Here is a 17,214-nt window from a genome sequence, read left to right as displayed (position 1 = left end):
TGCCGGGGCAATGCCCCGGCATTTTTTTGTGCAAGACACGTCGGAAATACTCATCCGTCAAGCGGGAATTTCGTTAAAATATCGCTATGACTAAGAAACAACCAATTCCCCTTTATCGTTATTTTCCGCTACAGTTTGCAAACGGAAATGTCGTGAAACGCTTTGCAAAGCCCTGCTTAAAATGCGGGGAATGGGTAGAGTTACCACATATGTATGGCGTGGTTAAGCAACAAGCAGAGCGTGCCTTTTTATCTGCAAATGCTGAATGCCCGAAGTGTGCTCACAAATTTGCTGTTGATTGCATGATTACGTCAGAAAAACTCGTCGTCAAAATGCATTTGCCGCATGCTTTTATGCTTTGGTATCTGTTAAGAACTACCCCTACACCACCAGCCATCTCCGCTGCAAGTCAGCAAGCGGTTGCGCAAGCCTCCCTCAAACCTGTGGCGATGTCCGAAGTAGAGTTAGCGGTAGATCAACTTGGGCAATACCAAGGAAAACCAATTCCAGCGGCCGTGAGCTACAAAGGGGAGTGGTATGATTTTGAACGAGTGGCCATGAAGCAAGAGCGGGCATTGGCAAAAGAAGAGTTATGGCTAGATGCCGGGCTTATCTTTAAAAAAAGGGGCTAATGTAGCCCCTTGTTTCGTTTGCCTGCGTTAGCTATTTTCCTGAAGTCGCCAACTGCCTTTTCCTTCCAAGACCAATGAATATTGGTGGTGTGCAATGAGTGTGCTGCGATGCCCCACACTAACAATCAGTGTGTTAGGTAACTCGCTGCGAAGCATTGAATACATGGCATCCTCTAGCCCTTCATCCATTGCAGAAGTCGCTTCATCTAGAAAGATCGCCTCGGGTTTAGATAGTAGCGCGCGGCCAAACGCTAATCGCTGTTGTTCGCCTAGCGATAAAATACGCGTCCAATCCTCTTCCTCTGTAATACGCTTGCCTAAGTGACCTAACTGCACCTTCTGCAAAACGTCACAAATTTCCGCATCACTAAATGCCTCTTCTGCTAATGGGTAGCAAAGCCCCATTTTTAGGCTACCTAATGGCATGTAGGCTTTTTGCGATAAAAATAAGCGCTTATCCGCCTCTGGGATGACGACATGGCCGCTAGCAAAAGGCCATAATCCTGCCAAACTGCGAAGTAGGGTGGTCTTTCCACTGCCAGATTTGCCTTTAATTAACAAAGACTCCCCTTTGCCGACAGACAGGTTTAAATCTGTCAGCATCGTTTCTTCTGTTGGGCTTAACACGCATAGGTGTCTTGTCTCTAGTTTCTCGCCAATTTCAATATCTGCTGTTGGCAGCCTGTCTGCCGCATTAATCGCACGAGAAAAACCAGTCAAACGATTAATTACTGCGCGGTAGTTGGCAAATGAATCATAAGACGTACGGATAAAAGATAACGCATCCTGCACCTGTCCAAATGCTTGTGAGGTTTGCATGACATCCCCCAACGATATCTGCTTACTCAAAAAACGTGGCGCCTGAACAATAAAGGGGAAAACTACCGCCGCTTGGCTAATAGTTAAGTTAAAGCCTTGAAACTTGATGGATCGGAAGACGATCTCCCAAGCATTAGCAATCACGGCAAAGAATCGATTATCTAAGATACCACGCTCAATTTTTTCGCCTTTAAAAAAGGCGACGCTTTCACCGTATTCTCTTAAGCGAATGAGTGCATAACGGTAGTTCGCGCTTAACTGTTCATTTAAGAAGTTTAATTTGACGAGCGGTCGGCCAATCCGAATCGCTAATAAAGTGGCAATAAATACGTAGATATAAACTAAAAAGACCATTGCACGAGGGATATCAGTGCCAAATAAATGTAAGGCACCAGACAAACCCCAGAGAATCGTCGTGAATTCGATGAGAGATACGACAGCATCAACTAATCCAAGCGATAGCGTCATCGTGCTATCCGTAAAGGTATTAATATCTTGTTGAATACGTTGATCTGGGTTATCCGCATCCTCCGCTAAATATTGGGTGCGAAAATAAGCTTGTTCTTTGGTCCAGCGCCCTAAGAAACGCTCGTTTAGCCACACTCTCCAGCGAATCTGAAAAGATTGCTGCAGGTAGTAATACAGCAAGGCACGCACAACATGAATCGTCGCGAGCACAGAGAAAATGGCTAAAAATAGCCAAAATGCTTTGGCATCTACTTTTTGCAAGGCGTTGTAAAACCCGTTATACCAGAATGAAAACAAAACATTCATTCGAACGGAGAACAGCGTAAAGAGGAGAAGTAATGCAACCGTAGCCAACGGTTTTTTGCTACGTTTAGGGCAAAAATAGGGCCAAGCAATATCTGCAATCTGGCGGCCCCATTTCGTCGTTCGTGCAAGCGTGAAGCAAGTGACAGAAAAAATAATGACTGTGATAAAAAATGCCTTCACCAGCCATAGTAAACTGGTGCTTACCTCATGATTCCAATCCATTCTTGCCCTTTCCCTTTTGCATGACCTTTATCATGCCACGCAAAATATCTACTTCTTCTTTTTCTAATTGTTTACGTCCAAACAAGCGACGCAGTCTTGGCATCAACCGTTTCGGGTTGGCGGGGTTTAGAAATCCTACTTCAATTAAAGATTGCTCAAGATGCTGGTAAAACAACTCGATTTCTTCATGGGTAGCAAGTTGGTGACGTTCCACCACATTTTCTACTGAGGTATTAATTGCCATCCGGCATTCATAGGTCAGTACCTGCACAGCTTGAGCAAGGTTTAGAGAAGAATAGACCGGATTGGTAGGAATTGTCACTAGTAGGTTGCAAAGAGAAACCTCTTCAATCGACAAACCATTTGTTTCATTGCCAAAAACAAGGGCGACTTCCTCTGTTTGGGCAAGATCGCATAGATGTGCAGCACAACGACGCGCATCCATCAGTTCTGGGCCTAACTCACGGCGTCTGCTAGTCAGTGCCGCAGCAACGACAGTACCTTCTAATGCTTTTGCTAATGAGTCCACAACGATTGCGTTTTCAAGTACATCGGCAGCGCCACTCGCGCGAGTTGTTGCTTCCTCATCTGGAAAATGCTTTGGGTTCACGAGGTATAATTTCGATAAACCCATGTTTTTCATTGCTCTCGCCGTTGCGCCAATATTGCCAGGGTGAGAAGTGTGAGAAAGCACCACTCGAATGCGATTCAGTGGCAAATCTGCTGAAAGATCGATTTTTTCAAGAATTGATTTCACGTTAGTACTTGTTTTTATTTATAATGTTAAAATTCGATGAATCGATGGGGCGTGCCTCATTTCGATTCAACACATGTTCTTTGACAGTATTTTAGTAACACCGACACAAAGCATTGTTGCTTTCGGTGTTCATTGCTTCTTTTACAAACAGGTCTGACTCATGCAATCACATCCTATGCTCAACATTGCGGTGAAAGCTGCTCGCCGTGCAGCAAGCGTAATCACCCGCGCAAGCCGTAATTTGGACACACTTACCGTTCAATCCAAACAGCCAAACGATTTAGTAAGTGAAGTGGATCGTGCTGCAGAAGCTACCATTATTCAGACCATTCAAGAAGCGTATCCTGACCATGCTATTTTAGCAGAAGAAAGCGGTCAAATTGGTGACTCAGAGTACGTTTGGGTTATCGATCCTCTAGACGGTACCACCAACTTCCTTCACGGCTTCCCTCATTATTGTGTTTCTATTGCGTTGTTGCACAAAGGTGTACCAACTCAAGCGGTTGTTTACGATCCAAACCGTAACCATCTATTCACCGCAAGCCGTGGCGCTGGTGCGTTCTTAGATGGACGTCGTATTCGTGTATCTAAGAAAACACAATTGTCAGAAGCACTGCTATCTACCGGTTTTCCATATCGCGAATTAGAAAATCTAGACACCTATGTGACTACGTTCAAAGAGTTTACGCTGAAATCACAAGGGATCCGTCGTCCTGGTTCCGCCGCACTAGACTTGGCTTATATTGCTGCTGGCTGGGTAGATGGCTTCTGGGAGTTTGGTTTGGCACCTTGGGATATCGCTGCAGGCGCGTTACTAATTAAAGAGGCTGGTGGTTTGGTGACAGACTTTGCTGGTGAAGAAGGTTTCATGGAGAGCGGTAATGTGCTTGCAGGTACACCACGTGTATTTGGCCAGATGTTGCAAGTATTGCAACCATTGCTACCAAAGCCTGTTGATCCAGATAGCTTTGCTGCACAAAATTAATTCCGTGCATTGAAGTAATAAAAAAGGCCAAGCTTGCTTGGCCTTTTTTATTTGTCGAGTTGGCTTATTTGCAGCCAATCATCCCGTTTGAGGCGTACGGTTTTAAGCCAACGCTACATTTCATCGGTTCTGCAGGTGGTAAGGCGCGGCAGCTAAAGGCACCGTTCTTTTTTACAGATCCTGGGGTGATTTCCCATCCACTAGGGCAGGCTGGGGCACGTACACCACTCACTTTGAATGTTGTAGATGCTTGCCCCTTACAGTTGTTCACATTGTTGTGATCCACGCCAATTGCTTTGGCTGTATATGTGCCAGGCTTTGCATATACGTGCTGAACTTCTTTTGGTAGCCCTTGGTGAACTTCAATGAATTCTTGCGTTCCATCTCCGTACTCAACGGAAATCGCACAGTCCATGGTGCCATTTTTATTGCCATCAATTTTCAGTATGGCGGGTTCGCCAATCACAGCCGTTGCAGGTGATACAGTGAGTGAGCTAATTTCTGGACGGCTAAACATATCCGCTGCTTGACTAGTTTGCGCAGCTAAAGCAATTCCACTAACTACTAACGTTGTTAAAAATTTTGACATGACACCGTTCTCCATTTGTTGGTTTCTGGTAAACAAATTAACAAACTAGCTGAACAATGTCCATTCATGACAAAAAATTTAACACTTTCACTTTTTTGTGTGCAGTTTTAACATGGCGGCTGAAAAGTCACCCTTAATCACTTCGGTTAAAACGCTAGTGGCAGCATCTAGTGACTTATCTATTTCAATTTGCTCATTCAGTGTTGGCGCTTTTAGTACAAAATTCGCTACTTGAGATTTGTCGCCGGGGTGACCAATGCCAACACGTAAGCGCCAGAAATTTGGGCTGCCTAGATGCGCGATAATGTCTTTTAAGCCATTGTGTCCACCATGACCACCACCTTGTTTTAGTTTAATGCTGCCAGGAGGGATATCTAGCTCATCATGTACAACTAAAATTTCTTCAGGTGTGATTTTATAAAACTTTGCAAGCGAACCAACAGCCTGGCCACTTCGATTCATAAAGGTCATTGGTTTTTGAAGCCAAGTCTCTTCGTCAGCTAGTTTTACTCTTGCCACTTCTCCTGAAAACTTACCTTCTACACGCATTGTGCCCCCACCTTTGCGCGCAAGCTGGTCTACCCACCAAAAGCCCGCATTATGGCGAGTTGACTCGTATTCATTGCCAGGATTACCTAATCCAACTATCAGCTTTATTGGCATGAAAATTTCCTTTGTAACAACGCATGTAACGGATCAAAAAAATACAAAACAAAAAACCCGCATGTGTTTGCATGCGGGTTTTTAATCTATCGCAAGGCGATAGTGCCTGACAGCTAAAGATTAACCGCGAACAGCAGCAATCGCAGCAACAGCCAAGTCACCAGCTTGAGCAACTAGCTCAACGCCTTTTGGCAGTTTTAGTTCAGACAAGTGAATTGCTGATTCAGCAGTTAGGCCAACCAAGTCAACTTCGATGAACTCTGGTAGGTCTGCTGGCAAGCAAGAAACTTGAACTTCAGTCAAGATGTGGTTAACGATACCGCCGCCAAGCTTAACGCCTGGGCAAACATCACCATTAACAAAGTGCAAAGGCACTTTCATTTGTAGTTTCTGATCTGCAGCAACGCGCTGGAAATCAATGTGCAAAACTTGTTGTTTGTACGCGTGCCATTGGGTAGCGCGCAACAAAACTTGTTCAGTTTTGCCATCAACAACTAGGTCAAGAATTGAGCTGTGGAAAGCTTCGTTCTGTAGTGCGTAGTATGTTGAGTTGTGATCTAGTTCGATAGAAACAGCAGCAGTGTTGCCACCGTAAACGATACCAGGAACTTTGCCTGCACGGCGAAGGCGGCGGCTCGCACCCGAACCTTCTTGTGCACGAGCTTGTGCAATAACTTCGATAGCCATTTTGAATTACCTTATAAACAGGTTTTAAAATATAAAGCTGTTATCCGCGACCAGATAACAGCAAGAGAGCAGGTTTCCCCGCTCATTCGCTTGCCTTTATTTACAATTAGTCTGCAAATAAAGAGCTTACAGAATCCTCATTGCTGATTCGCTTAATTGTCTTCGCTAACAGTTTGGCGATAGATAGTGAGCGAATCTTCTCGCATTCTTGTGCTTGTGGACTGAGTGGAATGGTGTTCGTTACCACTAATTCATCCAATGCGCTTTGCGCAATACGCTCAACAGCTGGGCCAGAAAGCACAGGGTGAGTGGTGTACGCTAATACTTTTTCAGCGCCATGCTGTTTTAGTGCATCGGCTGCTTTACATAGCGTATTTGCAGTATCCACCATGTCGTCCATGATCACGCAGGTACGGCCTTCAACATCGCCAATGATATTCATCACTTCGGCAACGTTTGCTTTAGGGCGACGTTTGTCAATGATGGCTAAATCAGAGTTTAGTAATTTTGCCATAGCGCGAGCACGAAGTACGCCACCAACGTCAGGAGAAACAACCATTAAATTAGGGTAGTTCTTCTGAACTAGGTCTTCTAGTAGAAGAGGAGTGGCGTAAATGTTATCGACAGGGATATCAAAGAAGCCTTGAATTTGGTCTGCGTGCAAATCAACGGTCAGTACACGGTCAACACCCGCAGAAACTAACATGTTTGCCACAACTTTTGCTGAGATCGGTACGCGTACAGAACGTGGACGGCGATCTTGGCGAGCATAACCAAAATAAGGAATAGCAGCGGTAATACGACCAGCAGAAGCACGTTTTAGTGCGTCAACAATCAACAAGACTTCCATTAGGTTGTCATTGGTTGGCTGACAGGTAGATTGCAACACGAATACATCGCGGCCGCGCACATTCTCAAGAAGTTCGACAGTTACTTCGCCGTCTGAAAATCTACCAACTGTCGCATTCCCTAAAGGGATGTCCAGATGGTGAACAACTTCTTCAGCGAGTGCCGGATTACCGTTGCCGGTAAATACCATCAGATTATTGTACGCCATCTTCGATTCTCCGCTTGCCTGCATTTTAGCGTCTTTAACAAACAAAAAGCGTGGCCACTTGGCTCACGCTTTTTTATTTTAATAACCGGTGGCTGGGGAGGTAGGGATCGAACCTACGAATGCCGGAATCAAAATCCGGTGCCTTACCACTTGGCGACTCCCCAGTTGTTTTAGCATTTATGCTGTCTTAGCCATGCTGTGTAGAGGGTGCGAATTATAACCACGAACTACTTTGCTTGGCAAGTGTTTTGGCAGAATTTTTTTTGCTGATTCTGCCGTTTGCTGGTCGTCGAACTCAACAAACACACACGCTCCGGAACCTGTCATGATTGCTTTGCCAAATTGGCTTAGTAACTCGACTGCTTCAGCAACTTCTTTAAACTGCTTACAAGCTATTGGTTGTAAGTCGTTTTTAAGTGATTGCTGCGTGCATTCACGGAAGTCCGGCATTATGATGGTAGGAGTGTCTCTTGTCAATAGGGGGTCTTTAAAAATTTCAACTGTAGGTACATTCACTTGCGGCATTGCTAATAGATAGTATTTTTCAGGCACCTCAATTTTTTGAAGTTTTTCACCAATGCCTTCTGCAAAAGCGGAATGTCCAAAGATGAATATAGGGACATCTGCGCCGAGTTGTAAGCCTAATCGCTGTAAGGTTTCATTATCTAGATTCGTATTCCATAACAGATTTAAGGCAATAAGCACCGTTGCTGCGTTAGAACTCCCCCCGCCAAGTCCGCCTCCCATCGGGATGTTCTTATTAACCGCTATGTCTGCCCCTAATGTGCTCCCTGTATATGTTTTTAACAGTAACGCAGCTTTGTAGCAAAGATCATTTTCAAATGGGATACCGTCTAAGGGTTGGCTGCTTAATAGTTGCCCATCTTCACGAACATTAATTTTTACTTCATCTATTAAGTCAATGAAGGTAAATGCGGTTTGAAGTAGGTGATAGCCATCATCTCTTCTTCCCGTGACATGAAGAAAGAGGTTGATTTTGGCTGGGGACGGAAATATATGATGCATTATTTGATCTTGGCTTACTTGTCTTGATTGGGTATTGCTTTAAAGGCTGGGCCGGTCGCCCATTCGTCAATCACAATTCTAATTTGAAGTGATTCTCTTGATAAATTTATTTTTTTGGGCAAATTGTTTGCGCTGTCTATCGATAAATACCTGATGGTCCATCCTGCTTGTTCAAGCGTGCTAACGCCATCGATGCTAGAAAACTGAAATGCGCCTGAGCGGCTAACATCATCAGGTCTGCCAAGTATCCAATTACGCAAGCCTGTTAATGGTAGTTGCCAGCCTAGAACTTCCTCAGTTAAAGATTCTGGGTCTTTCGCTTCCCATGTTTTATCACTAGTAACCAAGATCGTATTTGAAGGCGTATTTGCCAGCGTGGCTACCGTTTGTCCTAAAGGTCCTTCTAATCTAACCCAGTCGCCTTTGCTACCATGCTTCCAGTACACCTGTACTTGATCGGATTGGTCATCATGTTTGATGCCAAGGCGTCCGTTGGTTTCAAATACCATCTCACCAGTGTCTGGTTCATCTTTGGTGCTAACACTGCTGCAGGCGGCTAAAAAAACTGTCAAAAACACAATGCTGAAAGCACGGAAATACAAATGAAAATTTGGTATGAGTGGCATTAATTTGCGTTCAATCTTTTAATGGTTTCTGCGACTTCAGTGCGATCGGGCGATTTTTGTTGGGATGCATTCCATATTTTTCTTGCATCCTCTTTTTTGCCATTTACCCATAGCACCTCACCGTAGTGCGCTGCAATTTCTGCATCGTCTTCCATTTCGTAGGCTTTACGTAAATTGGTTTCTGCCTCAGTAAGGCGTCCTAGCCGGTATTGCGCCCACCCTAGGCTGTCAATATAAGCTGGGTTGTCAGGCTCAAGTGCTAACGCTTGCTCAATGAGAGGAAGTCCTTCTTCCGCTTTTCCTAACTGGTCAGCCATCGTATAACCTAGCGCATTTAATGATCTGGCGTGTTTTGGCTCTAATGCGATCGCTTCTTTGAGATCGGTTTCTAGTTGCTTGCTGTTGCCAAGTTGATCGGCCAGCATGGCTCTTTCGTAGTAAAGATCAGGGTTCTTTTTGTCTGTGCTGATTCGTTGGCTAACCAATTGGTATGCATCGTCTAGGCGGTGAGCATGCTTTAGTAAAATAAGCTTTGCATCGCTAAATTGTTTTTGCATAGCGGGTTGTTGTTCAATAGCCTTGTCTAATAAGTCAATTGCACGGTTGTATTCTTTTTTGCCATCTAAAATGTCTGCAACGCGCAATTGTGCGCCTGCGAAACTACTGCCTGTTACCTGAAGGTAGTAGGCAATCGCATTTTCAGGTTGGTTTTTCTTTTCTTCGATTTCTCCAAGCAGAAGGTAAACTGCATCTTGATCCGAATAATCTAGGTCAAGAGACTGTTGAAGCGAGGCTTCGGCCTTGGCTAAATCACCAGATTGTAGTGATAAAATACCAATCGCGTAGGAGATGTCGGGATTATCTGGTTTTTGGCGTTGGGCAATTTCAAAGGCTCCTTTGGCTTTTGCAAATTGCCTATCGGTGACTAATAATCTTGCATAGGCCAATCTCGCCTCGGTTGCATTTGGATATTTATTAACAAAGCCTTCAAGAAGCGTAATCCCTGTCTTCATATCTTGCTTAGCGGATAGTCGCGCATACTGAATAAATGCAGGCTCCCAGTCTGGCTTTAACTGAATAGCATGCTTTAAATGGGTGATAACGCTTTCGTCATCTCCTCTTGCTTCTGCTGCATAGGCTTTCGCCCACCATGCCTCTGCTAAGCTAGGGTAGCCGTCTGCCATTTCATCTAGCATCGTCGCGCTAACTGTTTTTTGGGTGGCTTCCGAAGCTCTTGCGGCTAGCGTAATCCAAATTGCACCCGCTTTATCAGGATTGTCCTTTAATATATTTTCAAGTTGAGCTCTGTACTGCAACGGGTTTGGGCTCTTAAATATAAGAGAGATTAACCAGTCTTGTGCAATCGGGTCTTCTTTGTCTAAATGATTCCATATAGAAACGAACTCAAGTGCATTCCCGTATCTACCTGCGCGAATAGCGGCTTCTACACCTTGCCTTGCGATCAGTGGGTTAGGGTAGTCCTTTAATAATTGCGCATACAATGGGATAGATAGCCCTGGCTGACCACGCTGTTTAGCTACCTCTGCAATTAAATAGCGGTAAACGGATTGTAAGTATTTTTGATCTTGTAGAAGGTTTTCTTTTTCTGTTGAACCTTGAGGTGCGGCGATTGCTCCTCCGGTAATACATAACCATCCCAACATTGCGGCTATCCAGCGGTTCATTCCAAGAATCCTTTCTTATTAATTTTTTGCTTAGGCGCTATTTTTATCTGGTAATGCCATTGAGTTTCATTAAGCACTATTTACTTCAGAGTGTAGCTGAGGGGAAAAGGTTCTGAAATGGCTTTTTCTGATTGCAGATGAAAATGTATAACAATTAATATCATGTTTCGTTAAAGATAAAAAGATATCTGTATGCCTGAATTACCAGAGGTGGAGACTACAAAAAAGGGAATTGCTCCTCATGTAGAGGGAGCAATTGTTTCTGCGGTAGTTGTTCGACAACCCAAGTTGAGATGGCCAGTTACTCCTGGTCTGGATTCTCTGTTGATTGGTAAGCGGTTGCTAAAAGTCGAGAGGCGAGCAAAGTACTTGTTATTGGATTTTGGTGAGGGTTGGTTGTTAATTCACTTGGGTATGTCTGGCTCGTTACGTGTTTTGACCATTGATACTGAATTAAAAAAGCATGATCACATAGACATCTCTTTTACGGATCCAGAGGATAATCGGTCAATCATTCTGCGATATCACGACCCTCGTCGATTTGGTGCGGTGTTGTGGATACCTGATCACTGGTCAATCCATCCCTTGCTTGCTAAATTGGGACCCGAGCCGCTAACGGATGCATTTAATAAAGAATACTTGTACAACAAAATGCGGACGCTTCGCACTCCAATCAAAACGACCATTATGGATCAGTCTGTCGTCGTGGGGGTTGGGAATATCTACGCGTCGGAATCTTTGTTTTCATCGAAAATACATCCTCAGCAACCAGCTAATACCCTATCTGTTGAAGATTGCGAATTGCTTGTGCGTGAAATAAAACAGACTTTGCAGCTGGCAATTCAAAGTGGGGGAAGTACTTTACGAGATTATGTGAACTCAGCTGGTGATACTGGCTATTTTCAGCATGTGTTTAAAGTATATGATCGTGCAGGTGAGGGGTGTGTTGTCTGCAGTAAGCCGATTGAGCTAATTAGACTCGGTCAGAGAAGTACCTTTTTTTGTTCAAATTGTCAGTCTTTACGCTGAACGGACGTTTTTTTTGGATGGCTGGTGTTTACAGTCTGATTGACGTATGCCAACATCCTTATTCGTTGAAGTTAGTCCAGCAGGGCTTTACCTGTTGCGAAATGGAGAGTGAAATTGAGCCAAGATGCGTTGTCAGCTGATTTAAGTGCATACCACAACTGGCGTGAGCAAATTGTTCGTTCAGTGAATCAATTGCAGAAATGGTTAACCGAGCACGATCTAAATGATGCTCAGTTAATGCTCCGTAGCCAGCAGCTTGTTGAGCGCCTGAGGGACGATAAATTAAATATTGCTTTCGTTGCTGAATTTTCACGTGGCAAGTCAGAGCTCATTAACTCAATCTTTTTTGCGGGTTACGGTCAGAGAATTCTGCCTTCCTCTGCTGGACGCACTACGATGTGTCCAACCGAGTTAATGTATGACTCGCTTCGCCCTATTTCTATTCAACTATTACCAATTGAAACCAGAGATAGTTCGACTACAACTGCCGAATATAAACGCTACGCAGACGAGTGGATGACCATTCCACTGGATCTTGATTCTGCTGATGCAATGATGTCTGCCTTTCAGAGAGTTGGTGAGACCAAACGTGTGCCAACAGAGGTTGCCAAGCGGTACGGACTTTTTAACGAAGATGACCAAGATTCGTTAGTAACCGTTCACGCAGACGGAACGGTAGATATTCCTTGCTGGCGACACGCAATCATCAACTTCCCTCATCCATTATTGCAACAAGGATTGGTCATTCTTGATACGCCCGGACTAAATGCAATTGGTGCCGAGCCTGAGTTGACCCTTTCAATGTTGCCTTCTGCACATGCGATTGTATTTATCTTAGGTGCGGATACAGGGGTGACTCGTTCTGACCTGGATATTTGGCGGGAATACATCGCAGGTCATGGCCGTTCTGGTGGTCGTGTTGTTGTATTAAATAAGATTGATGGATTGTGGGATCCGCTGAAAACAGAAGCCGAGATTGATGCAGAAATTTCCAAACAGGTGGTGGAAAGTGCAGAACTGCTAGGTCTGAAATCAACGCAAGTGTTTCCTGTCTCTGCACAAAAAGGCTTGGTTGCAAAAATTCAAGGCGATGCTGGCTTGTTGGCGAAAAGTAGAATGCCAGCACTGGAAGCTGCTATTGCTGAAGGATTAATTCCTGCGAAGCAAGATATTGTTCGCGATGCTACTCAAAATGAAATTGAAGTCATGGTGAGTGATGTTCGCAGTATTCTTCAGGCTAGAAATGCGGGTATTCAAGAGCAGTTAGATGAGTTGCGCGCGCTCAAAGGCAAAAATAGAGACACGATTGTTAGCATGCTAGACAAAATCGCTGAAGAAAAACAGCGGTTTGAGAAGGGTCTTGCTCAGTTTCAAGCATTGCGTAGCGTATTCTCTCAGCAAACCAATATTTTATTTGGCTTCTTGGGTAAGGATGCTTTGAAGGCGGAGATTCAATCTGTTCGCGAGTCTATGCAAAAGAGTATGTTGTCTGCAGGCTTGTCGTCTGCGATGAACGGTTTCTTTAGAACGGTGAATGATCGTCTCACGCAAGCGGCGGGGCAGGTAACAGAAATTCAAGCGATGATGGGTGGAATGTATCAAAAATTTAGCCAAGAGCATGGATTGGCGAAAGTGACGCCATCTCCATTCTCTACGTTGAAATACCATAAAGAGATTAATCGCTTGGAGAAAGTCTATAGAGCGCACTTCTCTGGTTTTGGTACGATGCTTACCACTAGGCAAGAAACGCTAACGCACAAATTCTTCGAAACCATTGCAAACAATGTCGTCTATGTTTTTGATGTTGCGAATAGAGATGTAGAGGCGTGGCTGAAAGCCATTATGGCACCAATGGAAACGCAAGTCCGTGAACATCAGTTGCAATTGCGTCGTCGTTTAGAAAACGTGAAGCGGATTCATAAGGCGACGGATACGTTAGAAGAGCGTGTCATTGAACTAGAAACTGTTGCACAAGCGATTTCTGATCAGCAAGCGAATCTTGATAAGGTGTTAAAAGAGGTTTACCGCATTTTGAATGTGGATGCATCTAGCTTAATTGGTCAGGCGGCATAGGCTGGCGTAAGTTACTAAACTTTTGGTTGAACAATAAACCCCATGATTTGTCGTCATGGGGTTTATTTTTTTATATGGTTTTATATAGTTTAAATTGAAACAATTGAAACAAAGTATGTATTCGAATGTTAGAGAATATTGAATTACTAGAATGCCAGCGTTTCATATTGATTGAGTGCACCAAAAGAAGAGGTTCGTCCAAATGCAGCGAATTTTAATTGTTGATGATGAAATAGATATGTTGGAAATGCTGCAAGACCTTTTGTCATCTGCAGGGTTTGAGGCTGTAGCGGTGGATAACGGTAAATCCGCTATGCAGGAAGTGACTAAGACGCCTATTGATTTAGTGTTGATGGATTTGAAGCTCAAAGGGGAAGATGGCTTAACTGTCGCCCGAGCTGTGCGGCAGCTTTCTAGTGCGCCAATTGTGATTCTTACCGGAAAAGGTGACGAGACAGATCGTATACTTGGCTTGGAATTGGTGGCCGACGACTTTGTTATGAAGCCATTTAATCCAAGAGAGTTGTTGGCAAGGGTTCGTGCTTTATTGCGGAGAATGGAACGCGTTCAGGCGCCTGTGCTTGCAGGTATTGACGGGGCGGAATGTTATACATTTTCCAGTTGGACGGTGAATTTAACTAGTCGTGAACTGTTTGATGCAAATATGCAGTCATGTGCGCTCACTCCGGGTGAATTTGCGCTGCTAGAGGCATTTGTAAAAAACCCTCGGCGTGTTTTAAGTCGTGATGCATTGCTGGCGCACACTCGCAGTGGTGATACCGAGGTATTTGATAGGACGATAGATGTGTTGATCACCCGACTCAGGAAAAAAATCGAGCCAAATTCAAGACAGCCTTCTTTTATCAAGACGGAGCGTGGGATTGGCTACTTGTTTGCTGCGGATGTAAAACACGCTTAGTTGCTCTTCATCCGTTAAAAAAGGTGATGCCTGAAATGAAAATTAGAAAATGGCTTGTAGGATTGAAGCCTGAAACAGTTCGGGTGCGGTTGCTGCTGGCTTTTTTGGTCATGTTTCTATCTTCTATGTCGCTTGCCTTGGTGGGTTGGCAGGGCATGAAAAACACACAAGATGCATTAGATGGTTTTCAGTCTGATGTATTGCCAGATATATCTCGCGCCTTAGAAATGGCGCAAAAAACCTCTTCCTTGGCTGCTATGGCGCCATATGTAGCAGAAACAACATTGCCCTTTCAGTTGCAGACAGAAGCCGATGCACTCCGGTCCAGGCTTTATGAGGCAAGTCGCTTGTCTCGCGGATTATCTCGAAAGGGGGTGGAGCGACAGCAGTTAGTTGAGTCGCTCTCGCGTTTAGAAAAATCAATAGAGGCTTTAATTTCAGCGACAAGGCAAGATCTTTTTCTTCGGGAAGATTTGCGCGAGCAGCTTTATCAGTTGGACCGTTTGCAGCAATTAGATGAATTTCAGTCGGCGCCATCTGCTGCTGTTCAATTGGCAAGGCAATTGCTAATTGCAAGTAGCGTGTCTGATATAGATACCCTCTCAGTGCTAGAGAAAGATGTTCAGCAAAACATAAGTTCTAGTTTGTTACAGGAAGGTTTTCCGCAATTAATCGCATTGGCCGTGTCAGATACAAGCATCTTCTCTATTCGTAAAAAGCAATTTGCTTTATTAGATCAAAAAGCTTTTTTGCTTTCATTGACTAGGGCAGAGGCAGCAAGACTGGGGCAAGAGGTGGATGTTTATGTGGGAGAGGCAAGTAAATCGGTTGAAAACCGTACATGGTCTGTAAAGCATGCGGTGCAGTCTGGATTGGTCGGGATTGCAGTTTTAACCGGTTTATCTATTCTATTTGCTATTTCGGGTGCTGGTGCGGTGAATAGGTTGGTGAAAAGCTTATCCGGTATTACAAAAGTCATGAGCAAATTGGCAAAGGGGGATACGGAGCAGACTGTCCCTGCACTAACTAGAAAAGATGAGTTGGGTGAGTTGGCTCGCGCTTTTCAAGTATTCCGTGAAAATGCACTTGCAATCAGGCGAATGGCGAATGATTTAACCGAGCAACGAAAACTATTAGAAACAGTATTTGAAAATATTAACGATGGCTTATCCGTTTTTGATCGACATGGGAATTTGTTAGCGTGGAATCAGCGCTATGTGACTCTGCTAGAGTTTGCGCCTGGCCAGTTAGCGGTAGGAACCCCGTTACACCAAATTCAAGCATGGCTGCCAGTTGTTGATGTTTCAACTCCTTTGCCTTCGTGGCAGGCGCTAAATGATTTGCGCCAGCACTCTGAGCAGCGCTTTGAATTTACCTTTCCAAATGGAAAGGTGGTCGAATTTCGCAGTAACCCCATGCCCGGTGGTGGCTTCGTGACGCTTTATAGTGATCTGTCTGAGCGACGAGCCGTCGAGGCACAATTAAGGCAATCTCAAAAGATGGAGGTATTGGGACAGTTGACCGGCGGTGTGGCGCACGACTTTAATAATTTATTGGCGGCTATTTTGGGCAACCTATATTTATTAGAGGTTCAGCCAGACTTGTCTGATGAAGCGACAAAATATTTGAGACGGGCGCGCCAAGCATCAGAAAGAGGTGGTCAGTTAACGCAGCGGTTATTGGCGTTTGCTCGTAAGCAATCGCTTAAACCCGAGTTGTTAGATTTAAATCTTGTTGTGGTCGGGTTAACTGACTTGGTGGAATACAGTATTGGCTCTGGGGTTGGGGTGGAGCTAGTGCTGAGCGAGGTTGAGCCGTTTGCATGGTTAGATAGGGCTCAGTTGGAGAATGCTATTCTCAATCTGGTGCTGAATGCTAGAGATGCAATGCAACGACAGGGGCAAATCAAGATTGCCACAATGGTGGATGCAGCCAGCAAAATGGTTTCTTTGTCCATTACCGATTCAGGTACTGGTATCCCAGAACATATCAGAGAAAGAGTGTTTGAGCCTTTTTTCACAACAAAGACAGGGTCTGGAAGCGGCTTAGGCTTGTCTATTATCTATGGTTTTGTAAAGCAATCTGGCGGTGATATTCAGCTTTCATCTGTTATGAATAGTGGGACAACATTTACTTTGTATTTTCCACTGGCTGAGAAGGTGTTTGTTGAATCCGCTCAAGATGACTTATACATTGCGCCAATTCCAGAAGGGCTTAACCTATTATTGGTAGAAGATGAAGAGGATGTGCGGGATGCGCTCACTGATGTGTTGCGACATCATGGGTTTCAGGTGGTACCAGTAAGTAGTGTCGATTCCGCGTTGTCGAGTGCAGAGATCCATGCTTTTGATTTTGTATTATCAGATGTAGATCTGTATGCAGGGGGGTCGGGGGTGCAGTTGTTGCTTGCGCTCAATAAGCTGCAACCGGATCTTCCTGTATTGCTGATGTCAGGCCTGCCTTCTGAGATGCTAAAAGAGCGATTCGATCTCCCTATGGGGGCAAATCTACTACCAAAACCATTTAAAATTGAGATGTTCCAAGAGAAACTGGTAGAAATGTTAGATCTTGCTTAGCTGGCTAAAAAAACTTATAAAAATATTTCTGTGATATTTTCTTTTTGAATCAACGGGTTGATGTGTTTTGGTGTTGGCGTCTGTAAAGAAAAATG

General features: G+C 44.4%; 15 protein-coding genes and 1 tRNA gene. 6 read left to right on the top strand and 10 right to left on the bottom strand.

Translation table 11 applies throughout. The features are described 5' to 3' along the window. Positions 1-86: 86 nt before the first annotated feature. Positions 87-632: a hypothetical protein gene (locus LIN78_RS03045; RefSeq protein WP_227178341.1), complete on the top strand. Its 546-nt coding sequence runs from the start codon at positions 87-89 to the stop codon at positions 630-632. Between the two features lie 27 nt (positions 633-659). On the opposite strand, the gene LIN78_RS03040 is transcribed toward LIN78_RS03045, so the two are convergent. Both LIN78_RS03040 and LIN78_RS03035 read right to left on the bottom strand, forming a co-directional pair. Then, positions 660-2,447, bottom strand: a complete 1,788-nt coding sequence (locus tag LIN78_RS03040) for an ABC transporter ATP-binding protein/permease (protein WP_227178339.1) — start codon at positions 2,445-2,447, stop codon at positions 660-662. Then, entirely contained in the window at positions 2,431-3,204 is a 774-nt protein-coding gene (locus tag LIN78_RS03035; RefSeq protein WP_227178338.1) for an RNA methyltransferase, read from the bottom strand. Before LIN78_RS03035 ends, LIN78_RS03040 begins: the two co-directional genes overlap by 17 nt. Positions 3,205-3,364: 160 nt before the next feature. Here LIN78_RS03035 and LIN78_RS03030 point away from each other — a divergent pair, with 160 nt between their 5' ends. After that, positions 3,365-4,189 (top strand): inositol monophosphatase family protein, encoded by an 825-nt coding sequence (locus LIN78_RS03030; protein ID WP_227178336.1) that lies wholly within the window; start codon positions 3,365-3,367, stop codon positions 4,187-4,189. Positions 4,190-4,253: 64 nt separating this feature from the next. On the opposite strand, the gene LIN78_RS03025 is transcribed toward LIN78_RS03030, so the two are convergent. From LIN78_RS03025 to LIN78_RS02990, 8 genes are all read right to left on the bottom strand, one after another. Then, the gene (locus tag LIN78_RS03025) at positions 4,254-4,778 is read right to left on the bottom strand and encodes a hypothetical protein (RefSeq protein WP_227178334.1); all 525 of its coding nucleotides are present in this window, start codon (positions 4,776-4,778) and stop codon (positions 4,254-4,256) included. A gap of 87 nt (positions 4,779-4,865) precedes the next feature. Further along, a complete protein-coding gene (gene pth, locus LIN78_RS03020) occupies positions 4,866-5,441 on the bottom strand; it encodes an aminoacyl-tRNA hydrolase (RefSeq protein WP_264474482.1) in 576 nt (191 codons plus the stop codon). A 120-nt stretch (positions 5,442-5,561) separates the two neighbouring features. Next, positions 5,562-6,128: a 50S ribosomal protein L25/general stress protein Ctc gene (locus tag LIN78_RS03015; RefSeq protein ID WP_227178333.1), complete on the bottom strand. Its 567-nt coding sequence runs from the start codon at positions 6,126-6,128 to the stop codon at positions 5,562-5,564. 106 nt (positions 6,129-6,234) lie between these two features. Next, the gene (locus LIN78_RS03010; RefSeq protein ID WP_227178331.1) at positions 6,235-7,185 is read right to left on the bottom strand and encodes a ribose-phosphate pyrophosphokinase; all 951 of its coding nucleotides are present in this window, start codon (positions 7,183-7,185) and stop codon (positions 6,235-6,237) included. Positions 7,186-7,274: 89 nt separating this feature from the next. After that, positions 7,275-7,349, bottom strand: a tRNA-Gln gene (locus LIN78_RS03005). A 13-nt stretch (positions 7,350-7,362) separates the two neighbouring features. Beyond that, positions 7,363-8,211, bottom strand: a complete 849-nt coding sequence (gene ispE, locus LIN78_RS03000; protein WP_227178329.1) for a 4-(cytidine 5'-diphospho)-2-C-methyl-D-erythritol kinase — start codon at positions 8,209-8,211, stop codon at positions 7,363-7,365. 14 nt (positions 8,212-8,225) lie between these two features. Continuing rightward, positions 8,226-8,783, bottom strand: coding sequence for a lipoprotein insertase outer membrane protein LolB (gene lolB, locus LIN78_RS02995; RefSeq protein WP_227178327.1), 558 nt, complete (start codon positions 8,781-8,783; stop codon positions 8,226-8,228). 53 nt (positions 8,784-8,836) lie between these two features. Further along, positions 8,837-10,522 (bottom strand): tetratricopeptide repeat protein, encoded by a 1,686-nt coding sequence (locus tag LIN78_RS02990; protein WP_227178325.1) that lies wholly within the window; start codon positions 10,520-10,522, stop codon positions 8,837-8,839. 192 nt (positions 10,523-10,714) lie between these two features. Here LIN78_RS02990 and mutM point away from each other — a divergent pair, with 192 nt between their 5' ends. The 4 genes from mutM to LIN78_RS02970 all read left to right on the top strand — a co-directional run bounded on the left by mutM (position 10,715) and on the right by LIN78_RS02970 (position 17,119). Continuing rightward, on the top strand, positions 10,715-11,551 hold the full coding sequence (gene mutM / locus LIN78_RS02985) for a bifunctional DNA-formamidopyrimidine glycosylase/DNA-(apurinic or apyrimidinic site) lyase (RefSeq protein ID WP_227178323.1): 837 nt from the start codon (positions 10,715-10,717) through the stop codon (positions 11,549-11,551). A 114-nt stretch (positions 11,552-11,665) separates the two neighbouring features. Continuing rightward, a complete protein-coding gene (locus LIN78_RS02980) occupies positions 11,666-13,624 on the top strand; it encodes a dynamin family protein (RefSeq protein WP_227178321.1) in 1,959 nt (652 codons plus the stop codon). Positions 13,625-13,826: 202 nt separating this feature from the next. Further along, entirely contained in the window at positions 13,827-14,543 is a 717-nt protein-coding gene (locus LIN78_RS02975; RefSeq protein ID WP_227178320.1) for a response regulator, read from the top strand. A 35-nt stretch (positions 14,544-14,578) separates the two neighbouring features. Beyond that, a complete protein-coding gene (locus LIN78_RS02970) occupies positions 14,579-17,119 on the top strand; it encodes an ATP-binding protein (protein ID WP_227178318.1) in 2,541 nt (846 codons plus the stop codon). The last annotated feature ends 95 nt before the right edge of the window (positions 17,120-17,214 follow it).

Source organism: Leeia speluncae, assembly GCF_020564625.1.
Classification (GTDB): domain Bacteria; phylum Pseudomonadota; class Gammaproteobacteria; order Burkholderiales; family Leeiaceae; genus Leeia; species Leeia speluncae.
The sequence above is the reverse complement of the archived record's forward strand: the minus strand, read 5'-3'. Positions and strand labels throughout refer to the sequence as shown.

What these genes read in the sequence shown, in the direction of transcription:
- LIN78_RS03045 (WP_227178341.1), top strand. Translation starts at nt 87, where the DNA reads ATGACTAAGAAACAACCAATTCCCCTTTATCGTTATTTTCCGCTACAG.
- LIN78_RS03040 (WP_227178339.1), bottom strand. Translation starts at nt 2,447, where the DNA reads ATGGATTGGAATCATGAGGTAAGCACCAGTTTACTATGGCTGGTGAAG.
- LIN78_RS03030 (WP_227178336.1), top strand. Translation starts at nt 3,365, where the DNA reads ATGCAATCACATCCTATGCTCAACATTGCGGTGAAAGCTGCTCGCCGT.
- LIN78_RS03025 (WP_227178334.1), bottom strand. Translation starts at nt 4,778, where the DNA reads ATGTCAAAATTTTTAACAACGTTAGTAGTTAGTGGAATTGCTTTAGCT.
- pth (WP_264474482.1), bottom strand. Translation starts at nt 5,441, where the DNA reads ATGCCAATAAAGCTGATAGTTGGATTAGGTAATCCTGGCAATGAATAC.
- LIN78_RS03015 (WP_227178333.1), bottom strand. Translation starts at nt 6,128, where the DNA reads ATGGCTATCGAAGTTATTGCACAAGCTCGTGCACAAGAAGGTTCGGGT.
- LIN78_RS03010 (WP_227178331.1), bottom strand. Translation starts at nt 7,185, where the DNA reads ATGGCGTACAATAATCTGATGGTATTTACCGGCAACGGTAATCCGGCA.
- ispE (WP_227178329.1), bottom strand. Translation starts at nt 8,211, where the DNA reads ATGCATCATATATTTCCGTCCCCAGCCAAAATCAACCTCTTTCTTCAT.
- LIN78_RS02990 (WP_227178325.1), bottom strand. Translation starts at nt 10,522, where the DNA reads ATGAACCGCTGGATAGCCGCAATGTTGGGATGGTTATGTATTACCGGA.
- mutM (WP_227178323.1), top strand. Translation starts at nt 10,715, where the DNA reads ATGCCTGAATTACCAGAGGTGGAGACTACAAAAAAGGGAATTGCTCCT.
- LIN78_RS02975 (WP_227178320.1), top strand. Translation starts at nt 13,827, where the DNA reads ATGCAGCGAATTTTAATTGTTGATGATGAAATAGATATGTTGGAAATG.
- LIN78_RS02970 (WP_227178318.1), top strand. Translation starts at nt 14,579, where the DNA reads ATGAAAATTAGAAAATGGCTTGTAGGATTGAAGCCTGAAACAGTTCGG.